This is a genomic window from Pseudomonas sp. EpS/L25, from assembly GCF_001512295.1.
Classification (GTDB): Bacteria; Pseudomonadota; Gammaproteobacteria; order Pseudomonadales; family Pseudomonadaceae; genus Chryseomonas.
Map to the genome: position 1 here is coordinate 167,791 of NZ_LNUP01000013.1, position 20,372 is coordinate 188,162.

14 protein-coding genes are annotated in these 20,372 nt (G+C 65.4%); 9 read left to right on the top strand and 5 right to left on the bottom strand.

Features of this window, described 5'->3' with window-relative positions:
- The first annotated feature begins 24 nt into the window (after window positions 1-24).
- A complete protein-coding gene (locus tag AR540_RS14685; RefSeq protein ID WP_236712073.1) occupies window positions 25-3,879 on the top strand; it encodes a YobI family P-loop NTPase in 3,855 nt (1,284 codons plus the stop codon).
- A gap of 295 nt (window positions 3,880-4,174) precedes the next feature.
- On the opposite strand, the gene guaA is transcribed toward AR540_RS14685, so the two are convergent.
- Both guaA and guaB read right to left on the bottom strand, forming a co-directional pair.
- Window positions 4,175-5,752, bottom strand: coding sequence for a glutamine-hydrolyzing GMP synthase (gene guaA, locus AR540_RS14690; RefSeq protein WP_059229945.1), 1,578 nt, complete (start codon window positions 5,750-5,752; stop codon window positions 4,175-4,177).
- Between the two features lie 90 nt (window positions 5,753-5,842).
- Window positions 5,843-7,312 carry an IMP dehydrogenase gene (gene guaB / locus AR540_RS14695; RefSeq protein WP_059229946.1) on the bottom strand — a complete coding sequence of 490 codons (1,470 nt, stop codon included), beginning with the start codon at window positions 7,310-7,312 and terminating at the stop codon, window positions 5,843-5,845.
- A 276-nt stretch (window positions 7,313-7,588) separates the two neighbouring features.
- On the opposite strand from guaB, the gene AR540_RS14700 reads away from it, so the two are divergent.
- The 6 genes from AR540_RS14700 to AR540_RS14725 all read left to right on the top strand — a co-directional run bounded on the left by AR540_RS14700 (window position 7,589) and on the right by AR540_RS14725 (window position 14,686).
- Window positions 7,589-9,595 (top strand): TonB-dependent siderophore receptor, encoded by a 2,007-nt coding sequence (locus AR540_RS14700; protein ID WP_442963796.1) that lies wholly within the window; start codon window positions 7,589-7,591, stop codon window positions 9,593-9,595.
- A gap of 194 nt (window positions 9,596-9,789) precedes the next feature.
- The gene (locus AR540_RS14705) at window positions 9,790-10,734 is read left to right on the top strand and encodes an ABC transporter substrate-binding protein (RefSeq protein ID WP_059229947.1); all 945 of its coding nucleotides are present in this window, start codon (window positions 9,790-9,792) and stop codon (window positions 10,732-10,734) included.
- 59 nt (window positions 10,735-10,793) lie between these two features.
- The gene (locus tag AR540_RS14710; RefSeq protein WP_059230005.1) at window positions 10,794-11,771 is read left to right on the top strand and encodes a FecCD family ABC transporter permease; all 978 of its coding nucleotides are present in this window, start codon (window positions 10,794-10,796) and stop codon (window positions 11,769-11,771) included.
- Complete coding sequence (locus AR540_RS14715; protein WP_059229948.1) at window positions 11,768-12,781, top strand: FecCD family ABC transporter permease; 1,014 nt, start codon at window positions 11,768-11,770, stop codon at window positions 12,779-12,781. Before AR540_RS14710 ends, AR540_RS14715 begins: the two co-directional genes overlap by 4 nt.
- Entirely contained in the window at window positions 12,763-13,569 is an 807-nt protein-coding gene (locus AR540_RS14720; RefSeq protein WP_059229949.1) for an ABC transporter ATP-binding protein, read from the top strand. Before AR540_RS14715 ends, AR540_RS14720 begins: the two co-directional genes overlap by 19 nt.
- Window positions 13,570-13,714: 145 nt before the next feature.
- Window positions 13,715-14,686, top strand: coding sequence for a D-2-hydroxyacid dehydrogenase family protein (locus AR540_RS14725; protein WP_059229950.1), 972 nt, complete (start codon window positions 13,715-13,717; stop codon window positions 14,684-14,686).
- 104 nt (window positions 14,687-14,790) lie between these two features.
- Here AR540_RS14725 and AR540_RS14730 read toward each other — a convergent pair whose 3' ends face one another.
- The 3 genes from AR540_RS14730 to AR540_RS14740 form a co-directional block, all read right to left on the bottom strand.
- On the bottom strand, window positions 14,791-15,678 hold the full coding sequence (locus tag AR540_RS14730; protein ID WP_059229951.1) for an alpha/beta fold hydrolase: 888 nt from the start codon (window positions 15,676-15,678) through the stop codon (window positions 14,791-14,793).
- 337 nt (window positions 15,679-16,015) lie between these two features.
- Complete coding sequence (locus AR540_RS14735) at window positions 16,016-16,786, bottom strand: sulfite exporter TauE/SafE family protein (RefSeq protein WP_059229952.1); 771 nt, start codon at window positions 16,784-16,786, stop codon at window positions 16,016-16,018.
- A 48-nt stretch (window positions 16,787-16,834) separates the two neighbouring features.
- A complete protein-coding gene (locus tag AR540_RS14740) occupies window positions 16,835-17,899 on the bottom strand; it encodes an SDR family oxidoreductase (RefSeq protein ID WP_059229953.1) in 1,065 nt (354 codons plus the stop codon).
- A 165-nt stretch (window positions 17,900-18,064) separates the two neighbouring features.
- Here AR540_RS14740 and AR540_RS14745 point away from each other — a divergent pair, with 165 nt between their 5' ends.
- A complete protein-coding gene (locus AR540_RS14745) occupies window positions 18,065-18,997 on the top strand; it encodes a LysR family transcriptional regulator (RefSeq protein ID WP_059229954.1) in 933 nt (310 codons plus the stop codon).
- A gap of 234 nt (window positions 18,998-19,231) precedes the next feature.
- A complete protein-coding gene (locus AR540_RS14750; protein ID WP_059229955.1) occupies window positions 19,232-20,299 on the top strand; it encodes an NAD(P)-dependent alcohol dehydrogenase in 1,068 nt (355 codons plus the stop codon).
- Window positions 20,300-20,372: the final 73 nt, after the last annotated feature.

A 20,372-nucleotide genomic window follows, 5' to 3' on the forward strand; every position in this document is an offset into this window, starting at 1 on the left:
GGCGGAAACGGCCAGAAGCGGACCGTGACGCCCGCTCGTAGCATTCAAGCAGTTGCCATAGTCGCCGATAACTCAGGGTATGAATGTTATCTACGAATGCGAGCGCATCAGTACCAGGGGATACGTTCGGTATTTGGCAAAATTTGTGACATTGCTGCGAACAAGGAAATATCGTCAGGAGAACATGTGGTCTTTCATTTTTTGCACGCCATAGGTAGACATTTTCGGAGCAGCTTCTGTTTTGAACAGGAGCCTGCCAAGGAACCGTGGAAGCTGGTCCCACTTACCCCTAAGTACCTAGCGGAAGAGCATGGTGGCTATGCTGCCGCTATCGAAGCTGCGATAGCGGACGATCAAATTCGCAACATAGCGTTATCTGGCAACTACGGAGTCGGTAAGAGCAGCATCTTGCGGGAAGTCGCGCGGCGGCAGGACAATCGTATCGTGGAACTTTCGCTCTCTACGCTTGCGCCTATCGAGCTGTCCCAGCTTGATGATTCGGTGCCTATCCAGGCCACAACCCCGACTAACCGCATCCAGCAGGAGATCGTCAAACAGCTGCTCTATCGAGAATACCCAAGCAGAACCCCTGGCTCACGCTTCCGACGTATTGAGCGTTTTCAATGGTGGCGGGCTATCGGAACGTCGGTACTGCTGGGTTTTGTCTTTGCCGTAATCTTCCTGCTGACTGGATGGACGGCGCAGATCGCCTCCGTGTTCAAGCCATATGTAGATAGTGGTGTTTGGGCCCACACAGCCATCTGGAGCGCGGCGGCGCTCGTTACCCTACTCGTAAGTTGGTTACTCTATGGGAAGCTGCGTATCAGGCACTTCTCGGCAGGACCGGCAACTGTCACGCTCGACGACAGCTCCGTTTCGTACTTTGACCAATATCTCGACGAGATCGTTTACTTCTTTGAGGTTTCGGATCGCGATGTTGTCATCTTTGAGGACATCGACCGGTTCAACGACTCACACATCTTCGAGACTCTCCGGGCGCTGAACACTTTGCTTAACGTCTCACCTCAGATCAAAAAGCCGATCCGCTTTATTTATGCCATTAAAGACAGCATCTTCGACCGCATCGGCCTCGAGGCTGACGGCCGCAAGCGTGATGCAGAAGTGCTGGCGACGGGCGATCCGGCACAGGTCGAGGCTGTACGTTCCAACCGCACGAAATTCTTCGATCTGGTCATCCCGGTGGTTCCCTTTATTACGCATCGAAGCGCGCGCAACTTGGCTGTACAGCTACTTGCTCAGATCGAGCATGAGGTAGCTCCGGAGCTACTCGACTTAGCGGCGCAGTATGTCCCTGATATGCGGCTGCTCAAGAACGTTCGCAACGAATTCATCGTCTTCCGCGACCGAATCTTCTCCGGCGACGGCGAGCAGCTCAACCTGAGTGAAACCGACCTGTTTGCGATGATGCTCTATAAGAGCACGCACCTCGCTGACTTCGAAACAATCCGGCTTGGAAAGAGCAAGTTGGACATACTATACAAGCTCAGCCGTGATTTGGTGACTGAGAACATCAAGCGAATCGAAGGCGAACTTCGCCTGCTTCACCAGCGAATCGGACGGATCAACGGGGCCGCCCCCCGCAGCATCCAATTGGGCGAGCGCCTGCTAGCGCATGTGCAGCGTACAGCTCAGGCTGTGGGCTTCCAGACCCAGTATTCTACCTACTCCCTCGCGCACGCAAACATCTCCCCGGAGGACCTCAAGGGCGAGGAATTCTGGAAAAACTTTGTCTCGCCAGACGTAGATTCGCCACTCCAATGGAGTAACAACAACAACTACCGTCAGACGATGTCGTTCACTCGTGACAGTCTGGTGGCTGCGCTTGATGATCCCCTCGACGCCGACAGCTGGAGCGAAGCGGATCGTAATGCGCTCACCGAGCAGATCGATGAAAAGACGGGCGACATCAAGTTCCTGCGAAGCGCCGATTTTGGCGATCTCCTGAGACGACCGGAGTTCTTAGTCGAGTACGAGGGTAGCAAGCAGTCCTTCGAGGCTATTGCCAAGACGATCTTGAGACCAGGCTTGGCCTACCAGATCGTCCGTGCTAGCTACATCAACCGCAACTTCACACTCTACACCTCAACCTTCCATGGTGATCGCGTGGGTTCCGCTGCCACGAACTTCATCATCCACCACGTTGACCGAGATCTGATGGACGTGCACTTCGAGCTTGCTCCGGAGGACGTGGACGCAGTTGTCCGTGAGCGAGGCAAGAATGCGCTGAAGGAACCTGCGCTTTACAACATCGCCATCCTCGACCGTCTTTTGGCAACAGACGTCTACACGGCCGACATCATGATCCGCTCCCTGGTAGGCCTCGGGGAGAGTCAGCTAGGTTTTCTGCAGGCGTACCTCGCCGCGGGGAACGAGCGCAAACGGTTTACCGAACGCTTCACGGTCGTGTCCACACGAGTGCTTACCTATCTCGTAAGCCAGGCAGACCTGGACGAGGCTTCACGGCTAGAGCTGGTGGATGTGGCACTAGCCTACCTGCCGCTGTCGAAGCAGCGGATAGATTCTGCCGTTTCCTCGTATCTGATGGCGCACTACTCCGAGCTCACGGCACTTAGCTCCGATGCGACCACGCTGGCCCAGGCCGAACGTATCACTGTGCTCTTCGGGGACGCCGGCGTCACCGTGCCTTGCCTGGAACCGCTTAGCCAGCAGGTACGTTCGTTGTTCGTGTCACGCAACTTGTATGAAATCACGTACGAGAACCTCGTAATCGCTATCGACAACGCGGCAACCGTGGCGCTCGACGTCATCCGTGCTGGGAGCGAGACGGTGTACGACTACGTACTAGAAAATTTGAGCAAGTACTTGGACGCGATTAATGGCGCGTCCGCGACGATAGATGCGAATGAGCACTTCATCGCGGTGATTGAGGATGTGCTCGCACATGAAGCAGCTCTCCTTGATGATGTGATCGAGCGTGCTGCTCCGGATTGTGAGGCTGCAGATCTCTCGGAGGTCTCTAAAGGTGCGTGGCCGACATTGGCCGAACATAGGCGCGTCCCAGCAACGTTCAGTAACGTCAGCCGCTACGTCGAAACTTTCGGGTCGGTCGATGCGCAGCTAGCGAACATCTTGAAGGCCGCCGCCAAGATCGCCGATGCCAACGCCGCTGACGAAGAGTCGAAGATCGCATTGGCGACCGCAATCCTGGCGGCAAAGGATCAAATCCCATCCGCAACGCTGCGTGCGGAGCTGGTCGCGAGCCTGAGGCTAGCTGACTATCTCAGTGTTGACGACATCGCGGCGGAAGTCGGGGACCTCTTCGCGCTACTGCTAAAGCACAACATCATTGCGGATGATGCAGCGACTTACAAGCACCTTGCAGCGACGGATTGGCCGACGCGGAAGGCCTTTATACAAGAGTCGCGGAAGTTTTCGAGCTTTATGACTCCGGCTATGGTAGGCACCGATCTGGCGGAGCTTTTGACGGACGATGGGATCGATTTAGCGATCAAGGGTATAGTTATCGAGCAAGCAACGACGTATGCGGAGGTAGCCAGCCCACAAGGGTTAAACGAACTGGCACGATTCGCTACGCAGTCTAGGTGCGAACTCCCGGCGAATGTGGTGCAGATAATGGCGCAAGGGAATGTCTCAAGACAGCAGATATTGCCGCTATTGAAACCACACCTAGATGTAATCAATCGTGAGCAGCTTTTCACTATCCTGCAAGCAATTGACGGTGATTATCCTGAACTCACTGAGGTGGGCCGCAATAAACTACGAGTTTCGAACACGCCTGCTGATCGGGCGCTTTTGAATCGTCTTAAACTGGAAAATACTGTGAGCACCTATGAGGAGCGCGGGGAAATAATCGACGTAAATAGGAAGCGTAAGTGAGGCTAGGCTATCTGACTACTAAAGCACGAAGATGGATAGCACTTGAAACCCGCCGTCTAGCGAGTTGCCTCTGCAGATATTCGAAACTGGCCTCTACAACCAAGTGCATAATTTTTTATTCTTCGCCACGCCTGCTTTAATTCGTTCGCTGGCTGCGCCAATGGCAGCTTCTGCCCGCTAGCGGTCGGTCATGAATGATTGCCAGGATTCACTATCATCAAAAAAACAAAAGCCCGCAATTACGCGGGCTTTTGGCTTTTTCTGCGAGGCGTACCGGTCTACACCAGCCGCAGCATCACTCCCACTCAATCGTCGCCGGCGGCTTGCTCGAGACGTCGTAGGTGACGCGGGAGATGCCGTCGATTTCGTTGATGATGCGGTTGGAGACCTTTTCCAGCAGCTCGTAGGGCAGATGGGCCCAGCGGGCGGTCATGAAGTCGATGGTTTCCACCGCGCGCAGGGCGACGACCCAGGCGTAGCGGCGGCCGTCGCCGACCACGCCGACGGACTTCACCGGCTGGAAGACGACGAAGGCCTGGCTGACCTTGTGGTACCAGTCGGCCTTGCGCAGTTCGCTGATGAAGATGTCGTCGGCGCGGCGCAGTAGGTCGGCGTATTCCTTCTTCACTTCGCCGAGGATGCGCACGCCCAGGCCCGGGCCGGGGAAGGGATGGCGATAGACCATGTCGTAGGGCAGGCCCAGCTCCAGGCCGATCTTGCGCACTTCGTCCTTGAACAGTTCGCGCAGCGGCTCGACCAGCTTGAGGTTCATCTCCTCGGGCAGGCCGCCGACGTTGTGGTGGGACTTGATGACGTGGGCCTTGCCGGTCTTGGCGCCGGCCGACTCGATGACGTCGGGGTAGATCGTGCCCTGGGCCAGGAACTTGATGTTGTCGAGCTTGCTGGCCTCGGCGTCGAAGACGTCGATGAAGGTGCGGCCGATGATCTTGCGCTTCTTCTCCGGGTCGGCTTCGCCTTCCAGGTTGGTCAGGAAGCGCTGCTCGGCGTTGGCGCGGATCACCTTGACGCCCATGTTCTCGGCGAACATGGCCATCACCTGGTCACCCTCGTGCAGGCGCAACAGGCCGTTGTCGACGAAGACGCAGGTGAGCTGGTCGCCGATGGCCTTGTGCAGCAGGGCCGCGACCACGGAGGAGTCGACGCCACCGGAGAGGCCCAGCAGCACGTTGGAACTGCCGACCTGGGCGCGCACCTGGGCGATGGCGTCCTCGACGATATTGGCCGGGGTCCAGAGGGCTTCGCAGCCGCAGATCTCTTTCAGGAAGCGCGAGAGGATACGACCGCCCTGCTTGGTGTGGGTCACCTCGGGGTGGAACTGCACGCCGTACCAGCCGCGCTCGTCGTCGCCCATGGCGGCGATGGCGCAGCTGGGGGTGCTGGCGACGATGTGGAAGCCTTCCGGCAGCTTGCCGACCTTGTCGCCATGGCTCATCCAGACGTCCAGGCCGAGCACGCCGTCGTCGTCGATGTGGTCTTCGATGCCCTGCAGCAGGCGGCTCTTGCCGACCACGTCGACCTTGGCGTAGCCGAATTCACGGATGTTGGAGCCTTCGACCTTGCCGCCGAGTTGCTCGGCCATGGTCTGCATGCCGTAGCAGATGCCCAGCAGCGGGACGCCCAGGTCGAACACCGCCTTGGGTGCGCGGGGGCTGCCGGCCTCATGGACCGACTCGGGACCACCGGCGAGGATGATGCCGCGCGGAGCGAAGGCGCGGATGTCGGCGTCGTCCATGTCGAAGGGGTGCAGTTCGCAGTAGACGCCCAGTTCGCGCACGCGGCGGGCGATGAGCTGGGTGTACTGGGAACCGAAGTCGAGGATGAGGATGCGGTGGGCGTGGATGTCTTGGGACATGGCCAGGTCTCGGTGAGCGCTAGGTTCAGACGATTCGGGGCTGTCTAGACAGCCCCGAAGCGCAACGTAGAAGTACAAACAGTTTAGGCATCAACCAACGCGGTAGTTGGGTGCTTCCTTGGTGATCTGCACGTCGTGGACGTGGGATTCGGCCATGCCGGCGCCGGTGATGCGCACGAATTGCGGCTTGGTACGCATCTGCTCGATGGTGGCGCAACCGGTGTAGCCCATGGAGGCGCGCAGGCCGCCCATCAACTGGTGGATGATCGCCGCCAGCGGGCCCTTGTAGGGGACGCGGCCTTCGATGCCTTCCGGCACCAGCTTCTCGGCGCCGGAGGCGGAGTCCTGGAAGTAGCGGTCGCTGGAACCCTGGGTCTGGGACATGGCGCCCAGGGAGCCCATGCCGCGGTAGGACTTGTAGGAACGGCCCTGGAACAGCTCGACCTCGCCCGGGGCCTCTTCGGTACCGGCGAACATGGAGCCCATCATCACGCAGTAGCCACCGGCGACGATGGCCTTGGACAGGTCACCGGAGAAGCGGATGCCACCGTCGGCGATCAGCGGCACGCCGGTGCCTTCGAGGGCGGCGGCGACGTTGGCGATGGCGGAGATCTGCGGCACGCCGACACCGGCGACGATACGGGTGGTGCAGATGGAGCCCGGGCCGATGCCGACCTTGACCGCGTCGGCGCCGGCATCGGCCAGGGCCTTGGCGGCTTCGGCGGTGGCGATGTTGCCGCCGATCACCTGCACCTGCGGATAGGTCTCCTTGACCCAGCGCACGCGCTCAATCACGCCCTTGGAGTGACCGTGGGCGGTGTCGACGACGATGACGTCCACACCGGCGGCGACCAGGGCGGCGACGCGCTCGGGGGTCTCGGCACCGGTACCGACGGCCGCGCCGACGCGCAGGCTACCGGCGTCGTCCTTGCTGGCGTTGGGGTAGGCCTTGGCCTTTTCGATGTCCTTGACGGTCATCATGCCCTTGAGGGCGAAGGCCGCGTCGACGATCAGCACCTTCTCGATGCGGTGCTTGTGCAACAGCTCGCGGACTTCCTGCTTGTCGGCGCCTTCGCGCACCGTGACCAGGCGATCCTTAGGGGTCATGACGTCGCGCACCGGGATGTCCAGGCGGGTCTCGAAGCGCACGTCGCGGGAGGTGACGATACCGACCAGGTCACGACCGGAGAGGACCGGCACGCCGGAGATGTTGTGCTGGCGGGTCAGGTCGAACAGATCGCGCACGCTGGCGTCGGCGTCGATGGTGATGGGGTCCTTCACCACGCCGGCTTCGAAGCGCTTGACCTTGCGGACTTCCGCGGCCTGCTGCTCGACGGTCATGTTCTTGTGGATGATGCCGATGCCGCCTTCCTGGGCCATGGCGATGGCCAGGCGGGACTCGGTCACGGTGTCCATGGCGGCGGACACCAGGGGAATGTTCAGCTCGATGCCACGGGTCAGGCGGGTCTTGAGACTGACGTCTTTCGGCAGGACATCCGAATAGCCGGGGATGAGGAGAACATCGTCGAACGTCAGGGCTTCTTGGCTGATGCGCAGCATGGCGGGCGCTCCCGGGCGGGAAAATTTAGGAGCGCGACATTATACCTGTGCTTTGTGATGGGCGGCAACGCGCCGGGACACCAACGGTTCGGGAATCGATTTACTTGAGAATGGCTATCAACTTAGAATCGCCGCCCCTCCCCTTCCCACCCACCGAGACCGCCCTTGAACGCCCAGCCCAGAGCCCTTAGCCGCTTCGTTCCCTTCGCCCTCAGCGCCCTGGCCCTGGCGACCAGTCCCGCCCTGCTGGCAGCCGAGAGCACCAGCCTGGCGCCGATGGACATCTCCACCACGGCCAGCGAGGCGGACGCCAGCTATCGGGCGACCACCGCCTCCACGGCGAGCAAGAGCGAGGTGCCACTCAAGGACGAGGCGCAATCGGTGCAGACCGTGACGCCCCAGTTGATCCAGGACTATGACGTGCGGAGCCTGGACGATGCCTCGAAATTCGTCAGCGGCGTGACCCAGAGCAACACCCTGGCCGGCACCAAGGACGCCTTCGTCAAGCGCGGCTTCGGCACCAATGCCGACGGTTCGATCTTCCGCGATGGCGTGCGCTCCAACCTGTCGCACAACTTCGATGCCACCGCCGAGCGCGTGGAAGTCCTGAAGGGCCCGGCTTCTCTGCTTTATGGCGCCCTGGAGCCGGGCGGCCTGATCAACGTGGTCAGCAAGCAGCCGCAGTACCAGCCCCTTACCACCCTGAGCGGCTCGGCCTACAGCGAGGGCGGCGGCAATCTCGGCCTGGACACCACCGGCCCGCTGGGCGACAGCGGCTTCGCCTATCGCCTGGTCGCCGAGCGCCAGAGCGAGGACTACTGGCGTAACTACGGGGTGGACCAGCACACCTTGGTGGCGCCGTCGCTGTCCTGGACCGGCGAGCGCGCCAGCCTGACCCTGGCCTATTCCTACAACGATTACACCGGTCCGGTGGATCGGGGGACGGTGTTCGTCAATGGGCATCCCAGCAGCGCCAGCTACGACAAGCGTCTCGACGAGAAGTGGGCGAAGAGCGAAGGCATCACCGAGACGGCCAGCGCCCGCTTCGAGTACCAGCTCAGCGACGACTGGAAGACGCGCCTGACCTATGCCTGGAACAACGACCGCTACAGCCTGGACTTCGCCCAGCCGGTCTCCCTGGCCGCCAACGGCAATCTGCTGCGGGTCGCCAATGGTGCCGACTACGACTACGAGACGACGTACGCCAGCTGGGACTTCATCGGTCGCCAGGAGCTCTTCGGCCAACGCCATGACCTGCTGCTGGGCGTCGATCACGAGGACAACGACCAGTTCCGCGGCAACACCTACCGCAACAACAACCTCTCGCGGCGCAACCTCAACATCAATGCGCCGGTTTACGGCAACCTGGCGCCGCCGAGCCAGCTGAGCACGACCCAGAGCGACCAGGACAGCAACCTGAAATCCACTTCGCTCTACGTCAAGGACAACTGGCACCTGAACGATCGCTGGATCCTGGTGCTGGGCGGGCGCTACCAGAGCTTCGACCAGTACAGCGACCAGGGCCTGGGCCGCGATTACGTCGTCAATCTGGACAAAAGCGATCATGCCGCCGTGCCCCTGGCCGGCGTGGTGTTCCGGGCGACCGATGCCCTGTCGCTGTATGGCAACTACAGCCGCTCCTTCGTGCCGAACGATCCCGATGCCTCGGGCAATACGTTCGATCCCACGAAAGGTCGGAGCTACGAGCTGGGGGCCAAGTACGACATCACTCCGGGTCTGAACCTGAATGTCGCCTTCTATGACATCGAAAAGACCGACGTGGTAGTAGCCACCCCCGTCGCTAACGTCAGCCAGGCCATCGGCAAGGTCGGTTCGCAGGGCCTGGAGATCGACCTCACCGGTCGCCTGGCCGAGCGCTGGGACGTGGTCGCCACCTATGCCTACGACCACACCGAGGTGCTCGACGACCCGGCCAACGAGGGCAATCGCCTGCCCCAGGCACCCAAGCACAGTGGCAGCCTCTACCTCACGCACCACCTGCTGGTGCCGTCCAATCTCGGCGGCTGGCATGTCGGCGGTGGCGCCCGCTACGTCGGCGAACGCGCTGGCGATCCGGCCAACAGCTTCTACATGAGCAGCTACACCGTGGCCGACGCCTTCCTGCGCTGGGACCTGCCGGTGACCGGCTACCAGACCCGGTTGCAGCTGAACGTCGACAACCTGTTCGACAAGCAGTACTACCCGTCGAGCGCCAACAGTCCGCTGCAGGTGTACGTGGGCGAGCCGCGCACGGCGCGCCTGAGTGCCAGCGTCAGCTTCTGATCAGCTGCGCTATCCCGCTCCCCAGCCCTCTCCCTCAGGGAGAGGGGGCGCAATGGTGCACGATGGCTAGCACGGTATTCCGCGTGAGATAGCGGATGAGTGCCAGCCAGGCGGCGATGCTCTATCCTAGCCGCCCCGCCAGGGGCCTCGACCCGCCAGGCGGGCCTTTTCCTGCCAGTCAGCAGTCGCCATCCATGCTCGATCGTCGCGCCTTCCTTCAATTCGCCGGTTGTACTGCGCTGCTCGCTGGGCTGCCCACGCGGCTATTCGCACGTGCGGCGCTCGGCGATGGCGAGTTTCCACGGCAGGTGGAGCATGTGGCGGGCAGCACCCTCGTGCCGAGGGAGCCGCGGCGCGTGGCGGTGATCTCCACCGGCCAGCTGGACGCCGCCCTCAGCCTGGGCGTGATCCCGGCGGGCAGCAGTCGGGTGGACAACCGGGAACTGGCGCCGGCCTATCTGCGCGCGGCCTACGCCGACCGGTCCGCCGAGCTGAAGGCCATGGTCGACCTGGGCAGTCGCCAGGCACCGGACCTGGAAGCCCTGGCGCGGCTGGCGCCGGATCTCATCGTGCTCAACCGTACCGTGCTGCGCGGGGGTGGCTTCGGGCTGTTCTCACGCATCGCTCCCACCGTGGTCGCTCGCGGCACCGGCGGCAACTGGCGACCGGACTTCCTGCTGCTGGCCGACGCCCTGGGGCGGCGCCAACAGGCCGAGGGGCAACTCGCAGCGCTGGACCGGCAGCTCGCCGGCACGGCGCAGCGCCTGGGCGCTCAACCGCCCTCCGCTTCCCTGCTGTTTTCCAGTGGCGCCCGCCTGCGCCTGATGGGGGTGGACTCCTTCGCCGGCGGCCTGCTGCAGGCCATGGGCGTGACCCGCCCGGCGGCCCAGCGCTTCAAGGGCACCTCGCGCGACGTGAGCGCCGAGTTGCTCGACCTGGCCGACGCCGACTGGCTGTTCTACGCCGAGCAGGGCACCGCTCTGGCCAGCCTGGCGCGACAGCCGCTGTGGCCACGGCTGACCGCAGTGAGCCAGGCCCGGGCGATCCAGGTGGACACCGACGCCTTCTATCTCAACGCCGGCCCGGTGGCCGCGCGCCAGGTGGTGACCACCGTGGCCAGCGCCCTGGGGGTGGCATGACCCAGCCGGCCCGCCCCGCGCCCGTCGTCCGCCGCACCTCCTTCGCCCGGGGTGGCCTGGTGCTGGTCCTGCTGCTGATCGCCCTGGCCCTGGCGGTGGTGGCGAGCCTCGGCATCGGCGCCCGGCCGCTGTCGGCCCCGCGTATTCTCCAGCTGTTGTTCGCCCCCGATGGCTCCACCGACGCCGTGGTGCTCTGGGACCTGCGCCTGCCGCGCACCCTGCTCGGCCTGTTGGTGGGCGCCGCCCTGGGCCTCGCCGGGGCCCTGATGCAGGCGCTGACGCGCAACCCGCTGGCCGATCCCGGTCTGCTGGGCATCAACGCCGGGGCGGCCTTCGCCGTGGTCGCCGGGTTGTCGCTGGTGGGGCTGGACGATGCGCCGACGCGCCTGGCCTGTGCCCTAACGGGCGCCACCCTGGCCGCCGGCCTGGTCTACCTGCTCGGCGGCAGCGCCCCGGCCCGTGGCCAGCCGCTACGGTTGATCCTCGCCGGCATCGCCCTCAGCGCCAGCCTCAACGCCTGCACCGGCATCATCACCCTGTTCGACAGCGCCGTGTTCGACAGCTACCGCTTCTGGGCAGTGGGCGCCCTGAGCGGCCAGACGCCGGGCGGCGCCCTCGGCATCCTGCCGCTCTTGCTGATCGGCCTGGCGCTGGGCCTACCCCTGGGCGGCCGCCTCAATGCCCTGGCGCTGGGCGACGACCTGGGTCGCGCCCTCGGCGCCCGGCCGGGACAACTGCGCGTGCTGGCCTTCGTCGCCATCGTGCTGCTGTGCGGTGCCGCCACGGCGGTGGCCGGCCCCATTGGCTTCCTCGGCCTGGTGGTACCCCATGCCCTGCGCCTGCTGGTAGGCGCCGACTGGCGCTGGATCCTGGCGCTGGCGCCCCTGGCCGGGGCCAATCTGCTGTTGCTGGCCGATACCCTGGGCCGCCGCGTGGCGCTGCCGGGTGAGCTGGAGGCCGGGATCGTCTGCGCCCTGCTCGGTACCCCGGTGCTGCTGGCACTGGTCATCCGTTCCGCACGGCGGGTGCGACCTTGAGTCGTCGGCGCTTCGCCCCGCGGCGCTCGGCCCGCTTCAAGGCCTGCCTGCTGCTGCTCCTGCTGGCAGCCGTCGGTGTCTGCGCCCTGACCCTCACCGGCGGCGCCTTCGCGCCGGCGCCGCAGCAGGTGGCCGCCACCCTGTTGGGCCACGGCGACGCCCTTACCCGCCTGATCCTGCTGGACCTGCGCCTGCCGCGGCTGCTGGCGGCCTTCGGCGTGGGCGCCGCGCTGGCAGCCAGTGGTGCCATTTTCCAGCGGCTGGCGCGCAATCCCCTGGCCAGCCCGGACCTGGTGGGCTTCACCGTCGGCTCGGCCAGTGGCGCCCTGGTCACCCTGCTATGGCTGCAACTGGGCGGCGCGGCGCTGATGCTCGGGGCCCTCACCGGTGGCCTGCTGGCAGCGGTGCTGGTGGCCGGGCTCGCCGGTCTGGCCGGCATCCGCGGCGAGCGGATGATCCTGCTCGGCATCGCCATCAGCGCCCTGCTCGCCTCGCTCAACGAATACCTGCTGACCCGCGCCGAGCTGGACGAAGCCCAGGAAGCCCGGCTCTGGCTGTTCGGCAGCCTCGACGGCATGACCTGGAGCCGCACCCTCACCCTGCTCGCCGGCTGCCTGCTGCTCCTGCCGCTGGCCGCCCTGCTGGCCCGGCGCCTGCGGTTGCTGGAGCTGGGCGACGACCTGGCCCGCGCCTTGGGCCTGCCGGTGCTGCGCAGCCAGAACCTGCTGCTGGCGGTGGCGGTGGCCCTGGCCGCCCTGGCCATCGCCACCGCCGGGCCCATAGGTTTCGTCGCCCTGGCGGCACCCCAGCTGGCGCGCCGCCTGACCCGCAGCGCCGATCTCGGCATCCTCGCGCCCGCGCTGCTCGGCGCCTGTCTCACCGCCCTGGCCGACCTGCTGGCCCAGCGGCTGCTGGCCCCCTTCCAGATTCCGGTCGGGTTGCTCACCGGCGCCCTGGGCGGCCTCTACCTGATCTTCCTGCTGAGCCGCGAATGGCGGCGGACCTCATGAGCCAAGACGCCTCCCCCAGTCGCCTCGCTGCCCACCGTCTCACCGTGGGCTACGGCGGCCTGCCGATCTGCGCCGACCTCGACGTGCGCCTGCCCGATGGGCGCTTCACCGTCATCATCGGCCCCAACGGCTGCGGCAAGTCGACCCTGCTGCGCAGCCTGGCACGGTTGATCCGCCCCACGGCCGGCGAGGTGCGCCTGGACGGCCGGCTGATCCAGGAGCTGCCGACCCGCGAGGTGGCCCGCCGCATCGGCCTGCTGCCGCAGAGCGCGGTAGCGCCGGAGGACATCCGGGTCAGCGACCTGGTGGCTCGCGGGCGTCATCCCCATCGCCAGGCCTTCGCCGGCTGGACGGATGCCGACGAACGCGCGGTGCAGCACGCGCTGGAAGCCACCAACACCCTGGAACTGGCCGAGCGGGCGGTGGACAGCCTGTCCGGCGGCCAGCGCCAGCGGGTATGGATCGCCCTGGCGCTGGCCCAGGAAACGCCCCTGCTGCTGCTCGACGAACCCACTACCTTCCTCGACATCGCCCACCAGGTGGAGCTGATGGACCTGCTCTGCCGGCTCAATCGCGACGGCGGCCGGACGCTGGTGGCGGTGCTGCACGACCTCAACCAGGCCTGCCGCTACGCGGACCATATCATCGCCCTGCGCGCCGGCCGCATCCTCGCCGAGGGGCCGCCGGCGGAGATCGTCACCCCCGCGCTGATCGAGGCGTTGTACGGCCTCAGGTGCGCGGTGATCGAGAATCCGCTGGCGGGTACGCCGCTGGTGATTCCCTACTAGTCCCTCCCCGGAAAACGCTGCGCGCTTTTCCAGGCTACGCGTAGGGTGGACAACGGCGCAGCCTTGTCCACTACCCTGCTTCATGCTTGTCGGACGACCTCGCAAGTGCTCCACTGGCGCTGGAGAACAACAACCGGAGCCCGCCATGCACATCGTCATTCCCGACGACTACCAGCACGTCGTCGAAACCCTGGACTGCTATCCCCTGCTCCAGCGCGCCGGGCACCAGGTGACGCTCTACCACGACGCCGAGCGCGACCCCAAGGTGTTGGTGGAGCGCTTCCGCGACGCCGATGCCCTGGTGCTGACCCGCGAGCGCACCCGCATCGACGCTGACCTGCTGGCGCACCTGCCACGCCTCAAGCTGATCAGCCAGACCGGCAAGGCCACCGCCCACCTCGACGTGGCCGCCTGTACCCACCGGGGGATAGCGGTCTGCGAAGGCAGCGGTTCGCCGGTCTCCACCGCCGAGTTGACCTGGACGCTGATCCTGATGGCCCGCCGCAAGCTCAAGCCGGCCATCGATGCGCTCTATGCCGGCCGTTGGCAGGTCAACCTGGGCGAGCGGCTGGATGGGCAGATCCTCGGCATCTGGGGCTACGGCAAGATCGGCCAGCGCCTGGCGCGCTACGGCCACGCCTTCGGCATGCCGGTGCTGGTCTGGGGCAGCGAGGACTCGCGCGCTCGCGCCGAAGCCGACGGCCATCGCGCGGCGACTAGCCAGGAGGCCTTCTTCGCCGAGGCCGATGTCGTCAGCCTGCACCTGAGATACAGCGAGCGCAGCCGCGGCTGCGTGCGCGCCGAGGACCTGGCACGCATGAAGAAGAGCGCCCTGCTGGTGAACACCGCCCGCGCCGGCCTGATCGAGCCCGGCGCCCTGCTCACCGCCCTGGAACTGGGCCATCCCGGCCAGGCGGCGCTGGACGTCTTCGACCAGGAACCCGTGGCGCCGGACGATCCCCTGCTCGCCCACCCGCAGGTGCTCTGCACCCCGCACCTGGGCTACGTGGAAAAGCACAGCTACGAGCTTTACTTCGGCGAGGCCTTCGCCAACCTGGTGGGCTTCTTCGCCGGCGAACCCACGGGCGTCGCCAATCCAGAGGTGTTGGGTCGGTAGACGTTGGTGCGCGTGGATAAGGCTGCGCCGTTATCCACCCTACGCTTGCACCCTTGTAGCGTGGAAAACCGCGCAGCGTTTTCCACTGTCCTGGCATGGCCCACCTACGGCAGCCGTTCCCGCACCGCGGCGGCAAAGGCGGCGGGCGCTTCCTGGGGCAGGTTGTGCCCGCACCGGGGCAGCACCTGGTAGCGGAAGGGGCCGCGGAAATGCCGTGCCATCGCCGCTTCGTCCTGCAAGGTGCTCACTCCATCGTCCGCCCCGGCCAGCACCGTGGTGGGTACCGTGATCGGCGGCTGGGCCGCGAGGCGCGCTTCGGTCTCGGCATAGGCCGGATCGTCCGGCGCCAGGCCGTAGCGGTGGCGATAGGAGTGGATCACCGTCTCGACGAAGTCGGGATTGTCGAAGGCCGCCGCGGTGCGCTCGTAGATGGCATCGCTGAAGCGCCAGGTGGGCGACCACAGCGACCAGAGCAGGCGACAGAACTCCCGGCGCTGCGCCGCAAGGCCGGCACGACCACGCTCGCCGTGGAAGTAGTACTGATACCAGTAGCGCAGCTCCGCTGCCGGTGCGGCCGGCTGGGTCGCGGCGCGGGCGATGTCCTGGATGGGATAGCCGTCGCCCAGCACCAGTCCGCTCACCCGCGCCGGCCAGAGGGCGGCGACGATACCGGCGGCCCGCCCACCCCAGTCGTAGCCGGCCAGCGTCGCACGGTCCAGGCCCAGGGCGTCGAGTAGCGCCAGGACATCGTGGGCCAGGGCGGCCTGCTGACCGGAGCGTGGGGTGTCGGCGCTCCGATACTGGGTGGCGCCATAGCCCCGCAGATAGGGCACATAGACCCGGCAGCCACTGGTGGCCAGCTCATTCGCCACCTCGTCGTAGGCGTGGACGTCGTAGGGAAAGCCGTGCAGCAGCAGGACCGGATGGCCATTTGTCGGCCCCTGGACCTGGTAGGCCACGTCCAGTACGCCGGCCTGGATGGAGGTGAGCATGGGGATCTCCGCCTGGGGTCGTTGTAGAGCGGATCGGTGTGGACGGAGGGAGTTCCCGACCTGGCAGCGTCGCGTGGAAAACGCTGCGCGGTTTTCCACCCTACCAGGCTGTCTTATCGCTGCGGGGATACCTCACGTAGCGTGGAAAACGGCGCAGCCTTTTCCACTGGAGACCTGGTGGCGAGGAGGCCCTCATCCCAACCCTCTCCCCGAGGGACAGAGGGCTATCCGAGCAGGCGTTCAGTTTCATCAGCCACGGCAAGATCACGTCAAACCGGCGTGCCTCTTCCTGTAGGAGCGGTCGCATCGGCGGACCGCCATGGCCGCGATATCCCCGCTACCCCGCCAGATACCGTCCGATCAGCGTCACCCCCGACACCAGCACCAGCCAGGTCACCAACCGGGTGAAGCGTTCCCGCGACAGGCGGCGCTGCAGGTGGCGGCCGATCCAGCCGCCGAGCAGCATGGCCGGCAGCAGGCAGACCGCGAGGAGCAGCAGGCTGCCGTCGCTGTAGGCCCCGGCGATCAGCAGCAGGGCGATGCGGATGGAGGCGCTGCAGCCGATGAGGAAACTCTGGGTACCACGGATGGCGTTCTTGTCCTGCAGGCGGCCGTTGAGATAGAGCGCATAGAGGAAGCCGCCGCTGCCGAACAGGGCGCCGCAGAGGCCCCCTACCCCGCCCGCCGGGATCGACCAGGCCGGCGCCAGCTGGCGGAAGCCCTTGGGGGTGAGCAGGCTGTAGGTGGAATAGGCCACCACGAAGAGCCCCAACCAGAGCATCAGCAGCCGCGCATCGGTGCGCATCAGCAGGTAGGTGCCCAGGGCGGCGCCGAGCAGCAGCATGGGCAGCAGTCGCCTGAGTTCGCGCCCGGCGATGGCGCGGCGATCCGGCAGCCAGTTGTGGAAGGAGGCGAGGAAATCCAGCATCACCAGCAAGGGCACGATGCGCGACAGGGGCATCCAGCTGGTGAGCAAGGGACCGGCGACCAGGGCGCTACCGAAGCCGGCGACGCCAAAGATCAGATAGGCCAGGACCACGATGGCCTCGATGAACAGCCAGTCGAGCGGGCTGAAGGCGGGAGTAAGGGCAGCGAGGGTTTCGAGCATGGGGCGCATCCTGCGACGAGATGCCGCATTCTGCGCCCCGGGAGCGGCCTAGGGAATCAGGCGTTGCGCCCGCAGCCGGGTGAAGAGGTCGAGAAAGCTCGCCCGGGTGTCGCGATAGCCGAAGAAGCCCAGGTCACGACTCTTGGTCATGTCGTTGAGGCACTCGAGCTCGCGGCCCAGGTCGGCGTCGCTGTGCCACCAGGAGGCGAGCTTGTCTACGTCGGCTTCCACCAGGTCGTGCTCCTCGGCCAGCTGGCGCCACTGCGCCGGCGCCTTGTCCTTCATCCGCGCTTCCAGCGGCATGGGCTGCTCGGGATAGGGCGCCGGTTCCAGCTCGAAGAAGGCGGCGATCTCGCCCCACAGCCAGCGCCAGCGGAAGACGTCGCCGTTGACGGTGTTGAACGCCTGGTTGCGCGCCGCCGGCGCCAGGGCCGCCCACTCCAGCTGCTCGGCGAGCAGGCCGGCGTCGGTGACGTCGGTAAGGCTGTCCCACTGGGTACGGGAACCGGGGAAGACGAAGGGCTGGCCGGTGGCCTTGCACAGCGAGGCGTAGACCGCCAGGGTCAGGCCCATGTTCATGGCGTTGGTGCCCTTGGCCTGGCCGATCATGCTGTGGGAGCGATGCACGCTCCAGCCGAAGCCATGGCGCTCGGCGGCGGCGAAGAGGATGTCTTCCAGGGTGTAGTAGAAGTTGGCGCCGGCCTGGCGCGGTTCGCTTTCACGGAAGGGGGTCTCGGCCTTGCCGCTGCCGTATTCCTCGAAGGAACCCAGGTAGTGCTTGGTGCCGGTGACCAGCGCCAGGTGCTGCAGCGGCGCGCCGTCCAAGGCCTGACAGAGGTTATCCATCATGGCGCCATTGGCCTCGACGTTTTCCTTCTCGGTGGCACGGCGGGTCCAGGTGCAGAAGAACACGTGGCTGATCGGCAGGCCGGCCAGGGCCCGGCGGGTGGACTCGGCATCGAGCAGGTCGGCGGCGACCGGGATGACGCCTTCCTGGGCCACCGGCTTGCGCGCCAGACCGTAGACGGTCCAGCCGGAAGCGACCAGGGTGTTGGCCAGGTTGTAGCCGGAAATGCCGGTGACGCCGACGATGAGAGCGGTGCCCTTGCGCATGAAACCTCCAGATAGGAAAGGAAAGGGGCCTGCAGCGGTGCAGGCGCTGTAGATAAGGGAGTGCCTTGTCTCAGGGTTGATTCCAGCCTATTGGAGAATTAACGGCGTATCCTGGGTATAAATTCCTTTTTCACAGGAATCAGATTCCATAATCAGGAGCCGGCCTTGTATTCCTCCGAACGCCTCAAGGGCCTCGACGTCTTCGTCACCGTGGCCGACCTCGGCAGCTTCACCGCCGCTGGCGAGCGCCTCAATCTCACCGGTTCGGCCGTCGGCAAGAGCGTGGCGCGGCTGGAAAGCCGGCTGGGCGTGCGGCTGTTCCAGCGCACCACGCGGCGGCTGAGCCTCACCGAAGCGGGTGCCAGCTTCTATCGCACCTGCACGGAGGTGCTGGCCGAGCTGGAACAGGCCGAATTGGGGCTGACCGCCCAGGACGAGAAACCCCACGGCCGGGTGCGCATCGACCTGCCCGCCTCCTATGGCCGGCTGCATGTGCTGCCGTTGATCCTGGAACTGCTGCACCGTTATCCCCTGTTGCAACCGGATCTGTCGCTGTCGGATCGTTTCGTCGATCCCGTCCACGAGGGCATCGACATCCTGGTGCGCATCGGCGGCTCCGACGCCTGGCCAGCCAGCCTGGGGCATCGTTTCCTGGGCACCCAGCGCCAGGTCTTTTGCGCCGCTCCGGCCTATCTCGCCCGACACGGGCGACCCCGGACCCCTACCGACCTGGTCGATCACCAGTGCATCGGCTTTCGCCAGGCCGACGGCCTGGTCAGCCCCTGGCAACTGCGCGGCGAGCAGCCCGGCGACAGCGAACGCTGGATCTTCCAGCCGCGGCTGGTGGTGGGCGACGGCGAAGGCGAGGTCCTGGCCGCCCTGGCCGGCCATGGCATCGCCCAGTTGCCGACCTGGCTGATCGCCACGCACCTGGCCAGCGGTGCCCTGGTGGACGTGCTGCCCGAGCATGGCGTCGAGGGCTCGCCGATCAACCTGGTATGGCCGCGCAGCCGGGAGACCCTGCCGCGGGTACGCGTGCTGCTCGACCACCTGGCCAGCCGGCTGCTCGCGACGGTGGCGCCGAAGATTCCACGCTGACGTTCGCCCGTCGACCAAGGCCTCAGGCCGGCCCCGCGACACGGGAACATCCCTTCACCACCCCAAGTCGTAAAACGTCGTACCTGCACAGTTGCCAAGTTCCATCGATGGGCGACATGACGATTATCGAGACGATCGATTGGCGACCCGGGCTTCGGCTCCGCAGGATCGATGGTTTGTCATTCGGCCAGGCCAACCTGGCTGTACCGTTCCACCACCTAGATGAGGTATCCCATGAGCCAAGCCCAAGGCTACGCTGCCCAGTCCGCCGACCAGCCCCTGGCGCCCTACTCCTTCGAGCGGCGCGAACCCGGCGCCCACGACGTGCAGATCGACATCCTCTTCTGCGGCGTCTGCCATTCCGACCTGCACACCGCCCGTAACGAGTGGAACAACACCCTCTACCCCTCCGTGCCCGGTCACGAGATCGTCGGCAAGGTGACCGCGGTCGGTGCCCACGTGAAGAACTTCAAGGTCGGCGACACCGTCGGCGTCGGCTGCATGGTCGACAGCTGCCAGCACTGCGCCCCCTGTGACGCAGGCGAGGAGTCCTACTGCGAGAACGGCTTCACCGGCACCTACAACGGCAACCTCTACGGTGGCAGCGAGAACACCCAGGGCGGCTACTCCGACCACATCGTGGTCAACGAGAAGTTCGTGCTCAAGGTGAGCCACACCGAGAACCTGGCCGCCGTGGCGCCGCTGCTGTGCGCCGGCATCACCACCTACTCGCCGCTGGCCCACTGGAAGGTCGGTCCGGGCAAGAAGGTCGGCATCGTCGGCCTGGGCGGCCTCGGCCACATGGGCGTGAAGATCGCCCACGCCATGGGTGCCCATGTGGTGCTCTTCACCACCAGCGCGGGCAAGAAGGACGATGCCCTGCGCCTGGGCGCCGACGAGGTGGTGGTGTCGAAGAACGAGGACGAGATGGCCGCCCACGCAGGCAGCTTCGACTTCATCCTCAACACCGTGGCCGCGCCGCACAACCTGGACGCCTTCCTCACCCTGCTGAAGTGGGACGGCACCATGACCCTGGTCGGCGTACCCGCCGAGCCGCACCCCGCGCCCAGCGTGTTCAACCTGGTGATGAAGCGCCGCCAACTGGCCGGCTCGCTCATCGGTGGCATCCGCGAGACCCAGGAGATGCTGGACTTCTGCGCCAAGCATGGCATCGTCTCGGACATCGAGCAGATCGCCATCCAGGACATCAACGACGCCTATGAGCGCATGCTCAAGAGCGATGTGAAGTACCGCTTCGTGATCGACATGCAGAGCCTCAAGCAGGGCCAGACCGCGGCCTGATCCGCGTTCGTCGCCCCAGCCACAACGCCCGCGCCCGTCGCGGGCGTTGTCATTTCCGGTAACGCATTTTCGC

What these genes read in the sequence shown, in the direction of transcription:
- AR540_RS14725 (WP_059229950.1), top strand. Translation starts at nt 13,715, where the DNA reads ATGCACATCGTCATTCCCGACGACTACCAGCACGTCGTCGAAACCCTG.
- AR540_RS14740 (WP_059229953.1), bottom strand. Translation starts at nt 17,899, where the DNA reads ATGCGCAAGGGCACCGCTCTCATCGTCGGCGTCACCGGCATTTCCGGC.
- AR540_RS14730 (WP_059229951.1), bottom strand. Translation starts at nt 15,678, where the DNA reads ATGCTCACCTCCATCCAGGCCGGCGTACTGGACGTGGCCTACCAGGTC.
- guaA (WP_059229945.1), bottom strand. Translation starts at nt 5,752, where the DNA reads ATGTCCCAAGACATCCACGCCCACCGCATCCTCATCCTCGACTTCGGT.
- AR540_RS14705 (WP_059229947.1), top strand. Translation starts at nt 9,790, where the DNA reads ATGCTCGATCGTCGCGCCTTCCTTCAATTCGCCGGTTGTACTGCGCTG.
- AR540_RS14735 (WP_059229952.1), bottom strand. Translation starts at nt 16,786, where the DNA reads ATGCTCGAAACCCTCGCTGCCCTTACTCCCGCCTTCAGCCCGCTCGAC.
- guaB (WP_059229946.1), bottom strand. Translation starts at nt 7,312, where the DNA reads ATGCTGCGCATCAGCCAAGAAGCCCTGACGTTCGACGATGTTCTCCTC.
- AR540_RS14720 (WP_059229949.1), top strand. Translation starts at nt 12,763, where the DNA reads ATGGCGGCGGACCTCATGAGCCAAGACGCCTCCCCCAGTCGCCTCGCT.
- AR540_RS14750 (WP_059229955.1), top strand. Translation starts at nt 19,232, where the DNA reads ATGAGCCAAGCCCAAGGCTACGCTGCCCAGTCCGCCGACCAGCCCCTG.
- AR540_RS14700 (WP_442963796.1), top strand. Translation starts at nt 7,589, where the DNA reads ATGGACATCTCCACCACGGCCAGCGAGGCGGACGCCAGCTATCGGGCG.